We start from the raw sequence: 18,042 nt of genomic DNA, 5'->3' as shown, positions 1-18,042 counted from the left end.
TTGCGCCCCACTGAAACTTTGATAATCGTTACATGTTGATAAAAGTGAAGTCTGCCGTATCCTGGATGCGTGCTCGTCTGTCTGCCATCTCACTGGCAGATATCCAAAAACACCTGGCGAAAATCATCATTCTGGCACCGATGGCGGTGCTGCTGATCTATCTGGCTATCTTCAGCCAGCCTCGCTATATGAGCGAGTCGAAAGTCGCCATTAAACGCTCAGATGATTTAAACAGCGGCAGCCTGAATTTTGGTCTGCTTCTGGGTGCCTCTAACCCCAGTTCCGCTGAAGATGCGTTGTATCTGAAAGAGTACATCAACTCACCGGATATGCTGGCGGCGCTGGATAAGCAACTGAATTTTCGTGAAGCGTTTAGCCACAGCGGGCTCGATTTTCTTAATCATCTTAGCAAGGATGAAACCGCAGAAGGCTTCCTCAAGTACTACAAGGATCGTATCAACGTTTCGTATGACGATAAGACCGGATTGCTGAATATTCAGACGCAGGGCTTTAGCCCGGAGTTTGCGCTTAAATTTAACCAGACCGTGTTGAAAGAGTCAGAACGCTTTATCAATGAGATGTCGCATCGCATTGCGCGTGACCAGCTTGCCTTTGCAGAAAGCGAGATGGAAAAAGCACGCCAGCGTCTGGATGCCAGCAAAGCGGAACTGCTCTCTTATCAGGACAGCAACAACGTCCTGGATCCACAAGCCCAGGCGGAGGCCGCGAGCACGTTAGTCAATACGCTGATGGGTCAGAAGATCCAGATGGAAGCAGACCTGCGTAACTTACTGACATATCTGCGTGAAGATGCACCACAAGTGGTAAGTGCGCGTAATGCGATTCAGTCATTGCAGGCACAAATCGACGAAGAAAAAAGCAAAATCACGGCGCCACAAGGTGACAAATTAAACCGCATGGCAGTGGATTTTGAAGAAATCAAATCAAAAGTAGAGTTCAACAGCGAGCTGTACAAACTGACCCTGACCTCCATTGAAAAGACCCGTGTAGAAGCGGCTCGTAAGCTCAAGGTGCTGTCTGTGATCAGTTCGCCACAGTTGCCGCAGGAATCGTCTTTTCCAAACATCCCTTATTTGATCGCCTGTTGGTTACTGGTGTGCTGCCTGCTGTTCGGCACCCTGAAACTGTTGCTGGCTGTTATTGAAGATCACCGAGATTAACGCTGTCGCTGAATGAGTTTGTGATGAAATTATTTAAATCAATTTTACTGATTGCCGCCTGTCACGCGGCGCAGGCCAGCGCGGCCATTGATATTAACGCTGACCCAAACCTGACAGGAGCAGCGCCACTCCCCGGTATTCTGAGCGGACAGAAGTCGGATACGCAAAACATGAGCGGCTTCGACAATACCCCACCGCCAGCGCCGCCGGTGGTGATGAGCCGTATGTTTGGTGCCCAACTTTTCAACGGCACCAGCGCGGATAGCGGTGCGACAGTGGGATTCAACCCTGACTATATTCTGAATCCGGGCGATAGCATTCAGGTTCGTTTATGGGGTGCGTTCACCTTTGATGGTGCATTACAGATTGATCCTAAAGGCAATATTTTTCTGCCAAACGTTGGCCCAGTGAAAGTTGCCGGGGTTAGCAATAGCCAGTTGAACACTCTGGTTACATCAAAAGTAAAGGAAGTGTACCAGTCCAACGTCAACGTCTACGCCTCCTTATTACAGGCGCAGCCAGTAAAAGTGTACGTGACCGGCTTTGTGCGTAATCCCGGTCTGTACGGCGGCGTGACGTCTGATTCGTTACTCAATTATCTGATCAAGGCTGGCGGCGTTGATCCAGAGCGCGGGAGCTACGTTGATATTGTGGTCAAGCGCGGCAACCGCGTGCGCTCTAACGTCAACCTGTATGACTTCCTGCTGAACGGTAAACTGGGGCTTTCGCAGTTCGCCGATGGTGACACTATCATCGTTGGGCCTCGTCAACATACGTTCAGCGTTCAGGGCGATGTCTTTAACAGCTACGACTTTGAGTTCCGCGAAAGCAGCATTCCCGTAACGGAAGCATTGAGCTGGGCGCGCCCTAAACCTGGTGCGACGCACATTACGATTATGCGTAAACAGGGGCTGCAAAAACGTAGCGAATACTATCCGATCAGTTCTGCGCCAGGCCGTATGTTGCAGAACGGCGATACATTAATTGTGAGCACTGACCGCTATGCCGGCACCATTCAGGTGCGGGTTGAAGGCGCGCACTCCGGTGAACACGCCATGGTGCTGCCTTATGGTTCCACCATGCGTGCGGTTCTGGAAAAAGTCCGCCCGAACAGCATGTCGCAGATGAACGCGGTTCAGCTTTATCGCCCATCAGTGGCCCAGCGTCAGAAAGAGATGCTGAATCTCTCGCTGCAAAAGCTGGAGGAAGCGTCACTTTCTGCCCAGTCCTCCACCAAAGAAGAAGCCAGCCTGCGAATGCAGGAAGCGCAACTGATCAGCCGCTTCGTGGCGAAAGCTCGCACCGTGGTTCCGAAAGGTGAAGTGATCCTCAACGAATCCAATATTGATTCTGTTCTGCTGGAAGATGGCGACGTCATCAATATTCCGGAGAAAACATCGCTGGTTATGGTTCATGGCGAGGTACTTTTCCCGAACGCGGTGAGCTGGCAGAAGGGAATGACCACCGAGGATTACATCGAGAAATGCGGTGGCCTGACGCAGAAATCGGGTAACGCCAGAATTATCGTCATTCGTCAGAATGGTGCAGCCGTCAACGCGGAAGATGTGGATTCACTCAAGCCGGGCGATGAGATTATGGTTCTGCCGAAATATGAATCGAAAAACATTGAAGTTACCCGTGGTATTTCCACCATCCTCTATCAGCTGGCGGTGGGTGCAAAAGTGATTCTGTCGTTGTAAGGAGTTGAAATGAGCAAAGCAGTTATTGTCATTCCGGCTCGTTATGGCTCATCACGCCTGCCGGGTAAGCCGCTACTCGATATTGTTGGTAAACCGATGATCCAGCATGTTTACGAGCGTGCGTTACAGGTGGCGGGCGTCGCAGAAGTTTGGGTGGCAACTGACGATCAGCGTGTTGAACAGGCCGTGCAGGCGTTTGGCGGGAAAGCCATCATGACGCGTACCGATCATGAATCCGGCACCGATCGGCTGGTCGAAGTGATGCATAAAGTCGAGGCAGATATCTACATTAACCTGCAGGGCGACGAACCCATGATTCGCCCGCAGGATGTAGAAACGCTGCTGCAAGGAATGCGTGACGATCCCGCGTTGCCGATGGCAACGCTATGCCACGCGATTTCTGCCGAAGAAGCGACGGAGCCCAGCACAGTAAAAGTGGTGGTGAATACCCGCCATGATGCACTTTATTTCAGCCGTTCGCCGATTCCGTATCCGCGTAATGCTGAAAAAGCGCGCTATCTGAAACACGTCGGTATTTACGCTTATCGTCGCGATGTGCTGAAAAACTACAGCCAGTTACCGGAGTCCATGCCGGAGCAGGCGGAATCACTGGAGCAGCTACGGTTAATGAACGCGGGAATCAACATTCGAACGTTTGAGGTTGCCGCAACCGGTCCGGGCGTTGACACCCCTGCATGTCTTGAAAAAGTGCGCGCCCTGATGGCACAGGAACTGGCTGAAAACGCATGATTGGCATTTTCTCGTCCGGCATCTGGCGTATTCCACATCTGGAGAAATTTCTGGCGCAACCGTGCCAGAAACTTTCTCTGCTGCGCCCTGTTCCGCAAGAAGTTGATGCTATCGCCGTGTGGGGACATCGCCCCAGCGCGGCGAAACCAGTCGCCATCGCCAAAGCAGCGGGAAAACCGGTCATCCGTCTGGAAGATGGATTTGTGCGTTCACTGGATCTTGGCGTCAATGGTGCGCCGCCGCTTTCTCTGGTGGTGGATGATTGCGGCATTTACTACGATGCCAGCAAGCCTTCGGCGCTGGAGAAACTGGTACAGGATAAAGCCGGAAATGCAGCATTGGCAGATCAGGCCAGAGAAGCGATGCACACCATCGTGACCGAAGATTTGTCGAAATATAATCTGGCGCCTGCGTTTGTGGCTGATGAGTCAAAACATTCAGACATCGTTCTGGTTGTCGATCAGACATTTAATGATATGTCAGTGACGTATGGTAATGCGGGTCAGAATGAGTTCGCCGCCATGCTGGAAGCCGCGATGGCGGAAAATCCTCAAGCGACAATCTGGGTGAAGGTGCACCCAGATGTACTAGAAGGAAAGAAAACAGGTTATTTCGCCGATCTGCGCGCCACGCAACGAGTACGTTTGATTGCGGAGAATGTCAGTCCGCAGTCGCTGTTGCGACACGTTTCCAGGGTTTACGTCGTGACCTCCCAGTACGGCTTTGAAGCCTTGCTGGCAGGAAAACCGGTGACATGCTTCGGTCAGCCCTGGTATGCAGGCTGGGGGTTAACGGACGATCGTCATCCGCAGTCCGCTTTGTTATCTGCCCGACGCGGTTCTGCCACGCTGGAAGAACTGTTTGCCGCTGCATACCTGCGTTACTGTTGCTATATCGATCCGCAAACGGGAGCAGTAAGCGATCTGTTTACCGTGCTGCAATGGCTGCAATTACAACGTCGACATCTGCAACAGCGTAATGGCAATTTATGGGCGCCAGGCTTAACCCTGTGGAAGTCGGCGATCCTGAAACCTTTCTTGCGAACGGCAACAAACCGGCTGAGTTTTTCACGTCGCTGTACTGCGGCGAGCGCCTGCGTGGTATGGGGTGTAAAGGGAGAACAGCAATGGCGAGCCGAAGCGCAGCGAAAATCACTGCCATTATGGCGAATGGAAGATGGTTTTCTGCGTTCATCCGGACTTGGCTCTGACCTGCTGCCACCGCTATCGCTGGTGCTGGATAAACGCGGTATTTACTATGACGCCACACGCCCCAGCGATCTGGAAGTGCTGCTGAATCATAGCCAGCTAACGCTGGCGCAGAAGATGCGAGCGGAAAAATTACGCCAGCGACTGGTTGAAAGCAAACTGAGTAAGTACAACCTGGGAGCCGATTTCTCTCTACCAGCCGAAGCCAAAGGTAAAACAGTTATCCTGGTGCCGGGTCAGGTAGAGGACGATGCCTCTATTAAAACAGGCACTGTCTCGATTAAGAGCAATCTTGAGTTATTACGCACAGTACGCGAGCATAATCCGCACGCCTACATTATTTATAAACCGCACCCGGATGTACTGGTGGGGAATCGCAAGGGCGATATTCCGGCAGAACTGACTGCTGAACTTGCTGATTATCAGGCACTGGACGCAGATATTATTCAATGCATCCAACGCGCAGATGAAGTGCATACCATGACGTCGTTGTCGGGGTTTGAAGCGTTATTACATGGCAAGCACGTACATTGTTACGGCCTGCCCTTCTATGCCGGTTGGGGTTTAACCGTCGATGAACATCGCTGCCCGCGTCGCGAGCGAAAATTAACGTTAGCGGATCTGCTATATCAGGCGCTGATTGTTTATCCAACCTATATCCACCCAACACGGCTACAACCTATTACGGTTGAAGAGGCGGCGGAATTTTTGATCCAGACGCCGCGCAAGCCGATGTTTATTACCAGAAAAAAAGCGGGGCGAGTAATACGCTATTACCGCAAATTAATTATGTTCTGCAAAGTCAGATTTGGCTAAACAATTTCATAGTTGACTATTAAACAAATTATTTATGCAAGGTAATGCACTAACCGTTTTATTATCCGGTAAAAAATATCTGCTATTGCAGGGGCCGATGGGACCCTTTTTCAGTGATGTTGCCGAGTGGCTAGAGTCATTAGGCCGTAACGCTGTGAATGTTGTATTCAACGGTGGGGATCGTTTTTACTGCCGCCATCGACATTATCTGGCTTACTACCAGACACCGAAAGAGTTTCCCGGATGGTTGCGAGATCTCCACCGGCAATATGACTTTGACACTATCCTCTGCTTTGGCGATTGCCGCCCATTGCATAAAGAAGCAAAACGCTGGGCAAAGTCGAAAGGTATCCGCTTCCTGGCATTTGAAGAAGGATATTTACGCCCGCAATTTATTACTGTTGAAGAAGGCGGAGTGAACGCATATTCATCGCTACCGCGCGATCCGGATTTTTATCGTAAGTTACCAGATATGCCTGCGCCGCATGTTGAGAACTTAACACCTTCAACAATGAAACGTATTGGCCATGCGATGTGGTATTACCTGATGGGCTGGCATTACCGTCATGAGTTCCCTCGCTACCGCCACCACAAATCGTTTTCCCCCTGGTATGAGGCACGTTGCTGGGTTCGCGCATACTGGCGCAAGCAACTTTACAAGGTAACACAGCGTAAGGTATTGCCGAGGTTAATGAACGAGCTGGATCAGCGTTATTATCTTGCCGTTTTGCAGGTATATAACGATAGCCAGATTCGTAACCACAGCAATTATAACGATGTGCGTGACTATATTAATGAAGTCATGTACTCATTTTCGCGTAAAGCGCCGAAAGAAAGTTATTTGGTGATCAAACATCATCCGATGGATCGTGGTCACAGACTCTATCGACCATTAATTAAACGGTTGAGTAAGGAATATGGCTTAGGTGAGCGAGTCATTTATGTGCACGATCTCCCGATGCCGGAATTATTACGCCACGCAAAAGCAGTAGTAACGATTAACAGTACGGCGGGGATCTCTGCGCTGATTCATAACAAACCACTCAAAGTGATGGGCAATGCCCTGTACGACATCAAAGGCTTGACGTATCAAGGGCATTTGCACCAGTTCTGGCAGGCCGATTTTAAACCGGATATGAAACTGTTTAAGAAGTTTCGGTGGTATTTATTGGTGAGGACGCAGGTTAATGGGGTTTATTATGGGGAATCACATTTACACTGTGATACGATTACATTAGAAATCAGCCCCATATTGAACAATAAATAAAAGTTGATATAAAATAACCAAAAATAGATTTTATACAAGTGATAAAGCATTAGCTTCTTACAAGCTACCTCGCTTTTTATGAGTGTGTGGTTACATATTAAACACTGGAGTTATCTGTAAGTCTGAATGATAGAATTCACAAATCAATACAATTCAATTAATAGAATTAAATGAAACAATCAACCTCAGGTTATTACAAAAATGTTTCACTAACATTACATTAATTGGACTATTTCAAACTAAAAAATTTATTGCAAAATCTATAAGTGTATCTGTAAAGAAAAGACAAACTAATACCAGACGAAGTATTTATCTGTCCACTCTGGTTTGTCTCATATAGTACGTCTGAGCGAGCATACTGGTAGCTAGAGCCAGGGGCGGTAGCGTACCAAAATATATTAAGGTTATATCTCAAATGGCGAGAAGAAGTGGTTTTGAAGTTCAAATAGCGGCGGTGAAAGCTTTGTTTCTTCGTGAAATTAAGACTCGCTTTGGTAAATATCGGCTGGGGTATTTATGGGCACTCCTCGAACCAACAGCACATTTGATGATCTTGATTGGTATATTTGGATATATTATGCATAGAACCATGCCAGATATCTCATTTCCAGTTTTTCTCCTAAACGGTCTTATCCCTTATTTTCTTTTTAGCAATATCGCAGTTCGCTCTATTGGAGCAATAAATTCCAATCAGGGCTTATTTAATTACAGACCAGTAAAGCCTATTGACACAATAATTTCACGAACTCTTCTAGAAACATTAATATATAGTGGTGTTTACATAATCCTAATGTCAATTGTAGGTTTACTTGGGGAAGAGTTTTCATTTTTAAACATCATTATGCTCGCTGCAACTTGGGGATTACTTATTATATTTTCTCTTGGCGTAGGTTTAATTTTTATGGTGTTAGGTAAAACTTTCCCAGAAACGGAAAAGTTTTTACCTATAATGATTAAACCTCTTTATTTCATATCTTGTGTAATGTTTCCTCTTCATTCTATCCCTAAAATATACTGGGGATATTTATTATGGAATCCTTTAGTACATGTTGTAGAGTTAAGTCGTCAATCTGTTGTACCTGGATATATAAGCGAAGGTGTTAGTGTTAATTATCTGGCTTTTTTTTCTTTAGTAGTGTTTTTCGTAGGACTTTGCCTGTATCGCTTCAAAGAGGAGGCTATGTTAACCTCATGATACGTATTGAGAATCTCACAAAATCATACCGTACACCTAAAGGAAGACATTATGTTTTTAAAGATTTAAATATTGAATTGCCCACAGGAAAAAGTGTTGCTTTAGTTGGACGTAATGGTGCAGGTAAATCAACATTGCTTCGAATGATAGGTGGTATAGATCGACCAGATAGGGGGAGAATACTTACTGATCAAACCATTTCATGGCCAGTAGGTTTAGCTGGTGGGTTTCAAGGCAGTCTGACAGGGCGTGAAAATGTTAAATTTGTTGCAAGACTTTATGCTAAAAAAGATGAGCTACAAGATAAGGTTTCATTTGTAGAGGAATTTTCCGAACTTGGGAAATACTTTGACATGCCAATAAAAACATATTCTTCTGGCATGCGTTCTCGATTAGGGTTTGGCCTCAGTATGGCATTTGATTTTGATTATTATCTTGTTGATGAGGTTATGGCTGTGGGAGACGCCAGATTTAAAGAGAAATGTTTTTCATTATTCAGTGAGAAACATAAAACATCAAACTTTTTAATAGTATCTCATAGCCTTAATCTATTAAAAGAATATTGTGATGTAGCAATATATCTTGGGAAAAATAATAGCTCTGTCTATTATGAGGATGTATCTATTGCTATAGAACAATACATGCATGACGAAAAAGCGTGTTAAAAACATCATAAATATATTGATTAATCATTGATAACTATCCTTTGTGAGGAAATATTATGAAAGCATTGATATGGAATTCTCCGTGGTTTGCACAAGGTGATTTATTATTTTATAAGAATTGCTTTGTGAAACATTTACTACCTCAAGCAAATCTTTTAAATAGTATTGGTTATGATGTTGATGTAATAACACATGATTTGATTTCAGATACAACATCTAACTTAAATAGAGATATAAACGTTATCAACCTTAAATTAGAAAACATCATAGATATTGTAGGTGTTTTATCTGACCCTTCAAAAGAGCTTTATGATAATCCCAACGGCCCATTATCAATAAAAATTGCTAATAAACTCAAAGAAGTACTCTCAGCTTATTACGATGTAATATTTTTATGGGAGACCCCCGTACCATTTCTTGAAAATTTATTCCCAGAAGCTTTAATCATTCATCAAATGCCTGGGGCTTTTTGCCGTGCACCTTATCCTCATATGGTGACATTTGATCCCGTAGGGCTATATAAACATGGATCATTATATAAATATTTTGAATCAATTATTACTGATGATACAGCTCATAATTCAGAATCTGTAAACAACTTCAGCGAAGCTGTAAAAAATGCAATTAATGCTATTACCCCTTTTAATTATAGTGACCTAGATCACAGAGAAGAATATAACGAGTTAATATTATTACCTCTACAGACTAGCGGACATTATGCTTTTTTGTCTGATACTCCATATATATCACAATCAGATTTTTTAGTAGACGTATTAAATAACACCCCGTCTAAATCCGGCATTGTTGTTACTCAATACGTAACACCAAAAGTAAAAGATACAATATTAACCCCTGAAGCACTTAGCGTTATTAAAAAAAAGTGGCCAAATATAATATTCAATGAGAAATTTGATAAAATAAATAGCGTATCCCAGTATCTGCTACCGTTTGTAGATAAAATAGTAAGTTGCTCTTCCTCCTTAGCAATACAAGCTTTAGTATGGCAGAAAGATATTTCTGTCCCTCATGATACATTTATTAAAAAATTAAGCAGCGATTATTTAAAAAGATATGACATTGAACAAAAAAAAATTTATTCCTCTGTACTTAATTTTATTATTAATAAACAACAACCGCTTGCAAGTAAAATTTTAAAAGATGGCGATTTCCTGAGAGCATTATTAGATGAAATGATCAAAAGAAAGAAATCGGGAAAAAAAGGAATAGATCTATTTGTAGACTTTAATACTATCGATCCAAACTATTCATCTAATTTACTTAACCAATTCAATATTTCTCGTGCAGAAAAAGATGTAAGAAAAACTGATGAATTAATAGCACTACAAAATGCAGACGCCTTAAAACTTGAAAGGATTGTTAAGCGAGAAGAATTAGAGCATATTACTTTCGATGTTTTTGACACATTAATAAATCGACCTGTTGAAACACCTGCAGACGTTTATAAATTCCTTGAAACCATTGCATTAAAAATAAGCAATGGTCTAACTGAGGATTTTTACAGAGCTCGTCTTACAGCAGAAGTCGAAACAAGAAACAATAGTCAAAAAGGCGAGATAACCCTTGATGATATCTATTCAGCGTTGCAAGAGCACTATCAATTAACGGATGATATCAAAGATAAAATCATGCATGCTGAGATTGAATTGGAAATTTCTTTAATCGAAGCAAGACCTGCAGGTAAGCGTCTTTGGGAAGCTGCGAAAAGAACTGGTAGGCCAATATCGATTATCTCAGATATGTATTTGCCTGAGTTTGCAATAGAACGAATGTTAACTAAAGCTGGCTATTCTGGTTATGATAAATTATTTGTCTCAAGCACATATGGTGTTCGTAAAAAAGAAGGAGGGTTATTTGATGTAGTACTTGATGAACTAGGCATTCCTCCAGAAAAAATTATACATATTGGTGATAATGTAGCAGCTGATATCAAAATGCCAAGATCAAAAGGAATGCTTTCATTTCGCATTGTTCGAGCATTAGATAGAATGCGAAATAACAAGCATTATTACAATATATTTTCTCCTAAAAAAGGAGTCGGTGAAAAACCCCGAAGTATAATAGCTGGGTTAATTGCTGCAAAACTTTTTGATAATCCTCTTGGAGACTTAGGAGAAAATACACTTTTCTTAGGTAAACCTTATAATTTAGGGTATGCTGCATTAGGTCCAATGCTATCATCTTTTGTTCAATGGATTATTCGACAATCAAAAAATGATGGATTACAACGTATCTATTTTTTATCTAGAGAGGGTTGGATACTTAAACAATTATATGATATTTATACTAAAGATGATAATGAAAGCATACCTAGTGTTTATTTATATTGTTCACGCAGGACCGTAAGAGTTGCCTCTATAAGAAGCATTAATGACATATTAAATGTTGCATCTCAACCTTTTTCATCTGGAGTAACTATCTCTCAACTTCTAAATTATCGTTTTGGTCTTGAGGAAAAATACATTACAGAAGAAAAACTAATTTCGGCTGGATTTAATACAGCTAATGATATTCTTGAATCAGATAATATTACAAAAATTAAGTTTTCAAAACTTTGCCAGTCATTATCTCAGGAAATTATCGATCAAGCAACTTCAGAGCGAAATACCTACATCGAATACTTAAATCAGGTTGGTATATTTGATCATTATAATAGTGGTATTGTTGATATTGGTTGGAAAGCCAATATGCAAGGTTCATTAGGTGAACTCATCGACAAAAAATTTATAGGTTACTATTATGCCACTTTACAGGGTGCAGAAAAATGGTTAGACCAAGGTCACACCATTAAATCTTTTATTGGTGATTTTCTTTCTGTTGAATCAAAAAGTTGCGCTGTCAACAATAGACATCTAATTGAATTTCTGACCTGCCATACTGATCGAAGTCTCGTATGTATGACAAAAGATATCTCGGGAAAAATTATTAAGCATTTCCGTGATGAACCTATGCATAGCAATAGAGTTAAATTAATTGACGAAATTCATGCAGGCATCACTAATTTCGCCCACGATATGAAAAATCGCTTTGGTGATATGGCTAACCAATCATATTGTGATTGGTCGCTAGGAGAAAAAGTTCTTGATAATTTCATTAAATCACCAACAAAAGAAGATGTTCTGTTTTTAGTTGGACAAGCATTTGAAGATTCATTTGGTGGTGTCAGCAAAAAATACGTAATAGCAAACAAACCAAACCAAATTTCAGTTTTTAATAAAGGTGCCGACATCTATTTTTTAGCAGAAAAAAAGAAAGCCGTTAAAAAAGATAAGAGCGTTCCCCATATAGAAAAAACTACCATTGCAAACAATCCAACTAAAACCCCTACACATACAAATAGCACAAAGAATATTGAAAATGTAATTACTTCTGTGCCAAAAATTTACTTAAATATAGAGAAAGCAACTTTAAAATTATTCTCAACCCCTAAGAAATACAATAAATACACGAAAGATAGAGATGCATTTTTCTTAGATTCAAGAAAAAAACTCCTTACTAAATGGTATAAGTTAACAACAAGACAGATAAATATGTAAAGAGGGTTTACATATGCAACTTCATGATAATGGTAAGAACAATGTAATACGTTTTGGGGAAGGAGATGCCCCATTAGTTAGGGGGAAATTCAGTATTACGATTAATGGTTCAAACAATAAAATTATTTTTTCTACTGGATTAACAATAAAGAAATTAATCATCGATATAAATGGCAATAATAATACCATTTTAATTGGTAAAAACTGTGTCCTCTCATGTAGCATTTCAGCAAAATCTAACCAAAATAAAATTAATATCGGAAAATTCACAACAATTGGGGGGGCTAGAATTGAATGTGAATATGGTACAGAAATTACGATAGGTGAGGATTGCATGTTTTCACGTGATATTGTAATTCGCTCTGGGGATAGCCATTCAATAATTGATTTAGCTACAGGAGAAAGAATAAATAAAGCCAAAAGTGTAATCATTGAAAAGCATGTCTGGATGGGGTATGGAGTGAATATTGGAAAGGGAGCTGTTATAAAGCAGAATACAATTGTCGGCATGGGATCATATGTAAATAAAGAATTTACGAGAGGAAATGTAATATTAGCTGGCACACCTGCAAAAATAGTTAAAGAGAATGTTATTTGGGATAGACGCAGCCTTGGCAATGATATACCAAAGAGCCACATTGATGCGTTGAAAAGTAACTATATGTTTACTAGTGACTGATTGGAAATAATATTTTACCTTGAGCGGTGCAATATAATTATTATGGTATGATAAAACGTTTCATCATTATTGTTTTTATCTCACGACTATGAGGTGACATTAATTATTCTAAAAACACTTGTATCTTTTATTGTGTTTTAAAGTTATCAAGATGATAGCTGCCATGTACTTTTTAAAAGTACTTATTTATTTCGACTAGACTACTAAAAACGCTCACTTTATATGGTTTATAAAGTGAGCGTTACATTTCTAGTTCCTAATTTTATATTATCAATAATCATCATCCATATCCTGCATACGAGACCTGACCACTAAGACAGCAAATATAACAACGATAATCAGGAGGCCGATAATCCACCACAAAACACACACCACACAACTGTAACCAAAGTGACTTATTACAACCTGAATATCACGCCATGTAAATACTTTCCCTTATATATGTTCAAAAAAATGCACTTTAACAAAAAATCCCCCTTCGTTGTATGTACTGTCACATAGAATTCTTCGCCTACGCAAGACCTCTCTAAAGAGGCCTTGAATAAGAAAACATACCTTTTTCTGATATGATTGTTTGTTGATTATTTTTTGACACATGCCCCCATCCAATCATTGTAATATCAATCAGTTATATAACTCTTGTTTATTAATCGCCTCAATAAAATTTTATGCTGTAGTTCCATACTTCGTTTATATATGCAATTTCATCTGACTTTAATTTAATAATAAAAATATCAATTCTAATATAATAGCTAATGAATCTTGATAATACTTTTAATATCATCAATGTTCATATTTTTTAATACCTACCTCCGCCCAAACTCCAGTCGCTGCACATTTACCATCCCTGGCTTCTCACCTGCGCTGACATCAATTTGTGTCACCCGCAGCGCATACTTTTCATCCAGCGCGTTTAACCAGTTCAGCAGGTCATTAAACACCACAGGATCTATCCAGACCTGAATATTCTCCCCGCGCTCAGCTATCCGCTTGATGACCACAGAATGCGCGGAAGCACTGTCACTAATGACCCGCGATACCTGCGCAGGCGTTGTTGTGGCGGATTTTCGCGCTGCGATAATATCCGGCGCGGCGCTCTTCAGTCGGGTGTTCATCGCCACCAGCTGCTGCAACATCGTCTCCTGTTGCTCTACCCGTTCGCTCAAAGGCTGCCAGATGAGGACGTAATATCCGGCGCTAAACAGAAACACCGCCGCTGCCAGTAACATGCCTTTTTCGCGCGGCGAACGCCCCGCCAAGTGTTGTGCCAGCCAGTGTTCGCCACGGCTTAACTGGCGTTCACGCCATTGCTGAAAATAGTGAATAAATTTATCGCGTAACATGTTATTTCCTCCGCAACGTTACGCCGCCGGAAACCGCATCACCCTCTTTCTGTAATGCGTCCTGTTGCACAACATAATCTGCCGCCAGTGCGCTACGCAGTTTGTCGAAACTGGCAAAGCTCGCTGCCCGCAACTGAAGGTGGAGCGTCTGGCGTTTTTGATCAAAGGTGAAGCCACGCATCTCGATGTCGGAAAGTGACGCCGTTTTCAGGGTGCTGGCAATCGCTGACAACTCTGCGAGCAGCCTGGTATCGTCGGCCTGCGGGCGATATTTTTTCAGCGCCATCGTCACCTGAGAGCGTAAATTCACAATCCGCTTCTGCTCCGGGAACAACGTTAAGAACTGTTTTTCCGCCTGGGCGCGGCTTTGCGCCACCTGTTCACTGACGCTCCATAACGTCACACCCCGTTCCACTGCCAGCGCAACCAGAATCAGCAATACCGGCAGAGCCATCACCCGCCAGCGCGCCCACTGTTTTCGGTAGCTGACGCGAGGCTGCCACGGCCCTGTTAGCAGGTTCCCTTCCGGTTCGCCATAAGTGGTAATGGCTGGCAGAGCCGTAACGGTCAGGCGTTCAGCGTCTACGCCAGCCCATGTCGATAGCTCTTCCGGCGCAATGCCGACCACGGTTAGCGAAAGCGGTAAATCCTGCTCATTGAGCTGTGCGCGGAACATAACCGGAGCCAGCGCACGCCCGGCGCTCCATCCCCGACATTCATCGATGCGGCAGATAACCCGTTGCGCATCGCCAGCCATAAATCCACAAGGAATGGACATCCAGTCCGGCGCGACGGTAGCGCGGGTGATGCCGTTTTCCTGCAACCACTGCGCAATGTTGCGCATATGCTGCTGGTGAATCACTGCCACGGTTGCCAGTTGCTGGTCGATTTTCAACGGGGCGAAATGCAGTTCATCGATATCCTGGTTCAGCTCTTCTTCCAGTAAGGCGGGCAGAATAGTCGGTATCTGCTTGCGGGCGACATCAGGCAGTTCAACCTGCCAGACGCTGATCCATTCGCCGGGAATGTAGAGTCGAATCGCATCGGTTTGCAGCCATTGCTGAAGCTGTTCGTTGTCGACGTCAGGCCAGATACCGCACTCCACGTCGGCGGTACGGCGCTGCCAGCGGATGGGGTCGGTGGCGCAAAGCGGGAAAAAAATCTCAAGCATGGAACTCACTCACTTTCTCCTGTCTGATGCCAGAGAACCGAAAAGTGTTGTGGCCCCATGCGGACAATTAACGAGTTCATCGTCAGTTCAATCTCATTCACGGTGATATCCGAACGCAGCCAGAAGTAATTGCTGTCCACGCTCAGGACGGTTTTTAGCTGTTTTTTAGTACGCTCATCGACGTCAGCAAGTAGCGGCTGTGCAAGAAACTGCTCGACATCTTCCCAGCCCTTCGCCGGACGTTGTTGTAATAACGCCCGCGCCTGAACAGGGCTTAACCACGGGTCAAACAGCGCCTCAAGAATTACGCTTTGCGTGACGTCTAATGTGTTGATGTTGATTTGCTGGCGGGTCATCGGCAGCGCACAAACCAGCGGTTTCAGTTTTTGATAAAGTCCGGCGTCCATTCCCTGCACCACGCGCATTTCGCTGATATCAGCCAGCGGTTGATTCGCGGCATAGAACGGCACCGAGCGGGCGAGATACTCGCTGTCTTCACGCCCCAGACGCGTCTGCACGCTGCGATCCTCGTCAATAAACTCCCACAGGCTTTCGGCTATCAGTTCAGCTCGATAAGCTGGCACATCCAGGCGCGAGATCAGGGCAATCAACTGTTGTACCGCGAGCGGACGCGATGCCGTCGTCGGCTGAGCTAGAACATTCAGGTTAAAGCAGGCCTGTGCGTCGCGCAGGGTGACGGCAATTTGCCCCTGCGGCAGTGGGAAAAAACGAGGGCCAGAAGCCCACGGTTGTGCCAGATGCACGCGCTTTTCATTTTTCAGGCTCAGACTGAGTGCGCTCAACGCCAGGCTTTCCGCACTGGCGCTGTACCACAGCGCCTGCTGGTACTCCTGCTGGCTGCGCGTTCGCCCAAGTTGTTGCTGCATCCGCCCGGAAAGCGTGATGGTTACCAGCATTATGACCGCCAGCAATATCAGCACCACGACCAGTGCCATTCCGCGTTTTGGTGGTGAGGTGATCATGATAATTGCGGCCCGCGTAACAACCAGATGCGTTCAATCTCGCCCCATTGTGGCGAATGCAGGGTCATGCGCACCGCCACAGGGATCGCCTGCCCTGACGACCAACTCTCCTGCCAGCGCGTGCCGTCGTAGAACTGCAAACGGAGCGAATCCGCCGGGATTAATTTTTGCGTTGTTGGCTTCACACTGCCTGCTGCATCGGTCAGCGGCCAGGCTAACCGTTCGAGATAACCGTCATGAATGCGGTAACCGACGGTGAGCAGATTACTGCGCGGCAGGCGCATCAACGGATTAACCACACCGCCACGCACAAAGCGTATCCCTTCACTCTCAGACGCCAGCACGCCAGCGCCAGCCAGTAACGCCGGTTCCCGCTGCCCCTGCTCGCCTCTTACCGGACGCGGCATCATTTGTGTCAGATCGTGGGTCAGAAAACTCATCGTTTGCTGCATGAGGTTTAGTTTTTGATCGTGTTCGGCGACGGCGCTATTCACGCGCGTAACGCCGTTTGTCACCTGCTGCGCCATCAGTGCCAGTGAGGCAAAAATGGCGATTGCCACCAGCATTTCCAGTAACGTGAAACCAGCGCGAGTCCTTCTCACTGTTGGCCTCCCACGGCGCTAAACCAGGCGCGTCGTGACTGGATCACCGACGAAAAGTCTTCATGACGGCTGACTTCAATATCCACCGCCTGGAGCAGCGCGTTACCGGTATTCAGCGGTGTAGTTCGCCAGTACCAGCGGCTTCCTGCCATATCGCTCTCGCCCTGATACCTGACCGCCCGTTGTTCGCGGGTCATCAGGTAGAGCAGTGCGGTCTGGTTTTCAGCTACCCAGCCCGCTACCGTTTTCTCCTCAAGAACCTGCTGATTACTCAGCGCACCGCTGGCAATCTGTAGTACCGCCGTGGCAGCTAGCGCAAAAATCGCCAGCGCGAGCATCACTTCCAGCAACGTAAATCCGCGCTTCATGGCATCCTCTCATCACATTGATTGAGGGATAACGCGCCATCGTGCGCCAGCTTTACCGCCCAACATGCGTTTTGCGCCGCCGAGTAGAAGCGCAGCGTAAACGGCGTGGCGGGTTCAAAAGGCGAGAAGCGGATCTGCGGCGTCTTCTTTTTCGCCTCTTTTTGCAGTTCCAGTTCAATATCATGCAGCGTCAGGCGACGACGTTGCAGCTCCAGCGCATACTCTTTCTGCCAGATATCACTTCCGGGTTGTAACAGCATCTGCACCTGTTTCGGCACCGTAACCTGTGCCGATAACCGGGTCGCAGAAACGGGCAACCACTGCCCCTGACGACGCTGCATAAACTGATAGCCTGGCGGGTCGATTAACACACCGAGTGTTTTCCCTTCGATCACTGCCCTGTCCTTAAACTGCGCAAAGCGAGTCAGAAAATCCTGCGCCGCTTTTTTCGCAGGCGATTCAGAATCGGTCGCAAACGTCTGTACCACGCCCACACAGGCAAGGCCGATAAGGAAAATCACCAGCATGATTTCCAGAAGAGTGAATCCGCGTTCAGGCAC

Annotated in this window: 15 protein-coding genes; 9 read left to right on the top strand and 6 right to left on the bottom strand. The window is 44.9% G+C overall.

What is annotated here, in order from left to right:
- Nucleotides 1-32 precede the first annotated feature (32 nt).
- The 9 genes from C3D30_RS02710 to C3D30_RS02670 all read left to right on the top strand — a co-directional run bounded on the left by C3D30_RS02710 (nt 33) and on the right by C3D30_RS02670 (nt 13,015).
- A complete protein-coding gene (locus tag C3D30_RS02710) occupies nt 33-1,181 on the top strand; it encodes a capsule polysaccharide export inner-membrane protein kpsE (RefSeq protein ID WP_000905918.1) in 1,149 nt (382 codons plus the stop codon).
- 23 nt (nt 1,182-1,204) lie between these two features.
- A complete protein-coding gene (locus C3D30_RS02705; protein ID WP_010348153.1) occupies nt 1,205-2,881 on the top strand; it encodes a polysaccharide biosynthesis/export family protein in 1,677 nt (558 codons plus the stop codon).
- A gap of 9 nt (nt 2,882-2,890) precedes the next feature.
- Nucleotides 2,891-3,631 (top strand): 3-deoxy-manno-octulosonate cytidylyltransferase, encoded by a 741-nt coding sequence (gene kdsB, locus C3D30_RS02700; protein ID WP_105286430.1) that lies wholly within the window; start codon nt 2,891-2,893, stop codon nt 3,629-3,631.
- Complete coding sequence (locus tag C3D30_RS02695) at nt 3,628-5,655, top strand: capsule polysaccharide biogenesis protein (RefSeq protein ID WP_105286429.1); 2,028 nt, start codon at nt 3,628-3,630, stop codon at nt 5,653-5,655. Before kdsB ends, C3D30_RS02695 begins: the two co-directional genes overlap by 4 nt.
- A 34-nt stretch (nt 5,656-5,689) precedes the next feature.
- A complete protein-coding gene (locus C3D30_RS02690) occupies nt 5,690-6,922 on the top strand; it encodes a capsule polysaccharide biogenesis protein (protein ID WP_105286428.1) in 1,233 nt (410 codons plus the stop codon).
- A gap of 415 nt (nt 6,923-7,337) precedes the next feature.
- Nucleotides 7,338-8,117, top strand: a complete 780-nt coding sequence (locus C3D30_RS02685) for an ABC transporter permease (RefSeq protein ID WP_105286427.1) — start codon at nt 7,338-7,340, stop codon at nt 8,115-8,117.
- Nucleotides 8,114-8,782: an ABC transporter ATP-binding protein gene (locus C3D30_RS02680; RefSeq protein WP_105286426.1), complete on the top strand. Its 669-nt coding sequence runs from the start codon at nt 8,114-8,116 to the stop codon at nt 8,780-8,782. The genes C3D30_RS02685 and C3D30_RS02680 overlap by 4 nt, the downstream gene beginning before the upstream one ends.
- 56 nt (nt 8,783-8,838) lie before the next feature.
- Entirely contained in the window at nt 8,839-12,336 is a 3,498-nt protein-coding gene (locus C3D30_RS02675; RefSeq protein ID WP_105286425.1) for an HAD family hydrolase, read from the top strand.
- A 13-nt stretch (nt 12,337-12,349) separates the two neighbouring features.
- Nucleotides 12,350-13,015, top strand: coding sequence for an acyltransferase (locus C3D30_RS02670; protein ID WP_105286424.1), 666 nt, complete (start codon nt 12,350-12,352; stop codon nt 13,013-13,015).
- An 806-nt stretch (nt 13,016-13,821) separates the two neighbouring features.
- On the opposite strand, the gene yghD is transcribed toward C3D30_RS02670, so the two are convergent.
- Genes yghD through gspH form a run of 6 tightly spaced genes read right to left on the bottom strand, consistent with a single transcriptional unit; the run spans nt 13,822 to nt 18,042 of the window.
- Nucleotides 13,822-14,358, bottom strand: a complete 537-nt coding sequence (yghD, locus tag C3D30_RS02665; RefSeq protein WP_105286423.1) for a GspM family type II secretion system protein YghD — start codon at nt 14,356-14,358, stop codon at nt 13,822-13,824.
- A 1-nt stretch (nt 14,359) separates the two neighbouring features.
- Nucleotides 14,360-15,538, bottom strand: coding sequence for a type II secretion system protein GspL (gspL, locus tag C3D30_RS02660; protein WP_105286422.1), 1,179 nt, complete (start codon nt 15,536-15,538; stop codon nt 14,360-14,362).
- A complete protein-coding gene (gspK, locus tag C3D30_RS02655) occupies nt 15,535-16,512 on the bottom strand; it encodes a type II secretion system minor pseudopilin GspK (RefSeq protein WP_105286421.1) in 978 nt (325 codons plus the stop codon). The genes gspL and gspK overlap by 4 nt, the downstream gene beginning before the upstream one ends.
- Nucleotides 16,509-17,114: a type II secretion system minor pseudopilin GspJ gene (gene gspJ / locus C3D30_RS02650; RefSeq protein WP_001546119.1), complete on the bottom strand. Its 606-nt coding sequence runs from the start codon at nt 17,112-17,114 to the stop codon at nt 16,509-16,511. Before gspJ ends, gspK begins: the two co-directional genes overlap by 4 nt.
- A complete protein-coding gene (gene gspI, locus C3D30_RS02645; protein ID WP_105286420.1) occupies nt 17,111-17,482 on the bottom strand; it encodes a type II secretion system minor pseudopilin GspI in 372 nt (123 codons plus the stop codon). The genes gspJ and gspI overlap by 4 nt, the downstream gene beginning before the upstream one ends.
- On the bottom strand, nt 17,479-18,042 hold the full coding sequence (gspH, locus tag C3D30_RS02640) for a type II secretion system minor pseudopilin GspH (RefSeq protein ID WP_105286419.1): 564 nt from the start codon (nt 18,040-18,042) through the stop codon (nt 17,479-17,481). The genes gspI and gspH overlap by 4 nt, the downstream gene beginning before the upstream one ends.

The organism is Escherichia sp. MOD1-EC5433 (genome assembly GCF_002966005.1).
GTDB classification, from domain to species: Bacteria; Pseudomonadota; Gammaproteobacteria; order Enterobacterales; family Enterobacteriaceae; genus Escherichia; species Escherichia ruysiae.
The sequence above is the reverse complement of the archived record's forward strand: the minus strand, read 5'-3'. Positions and strand labels throughout refer to the sequence as shown.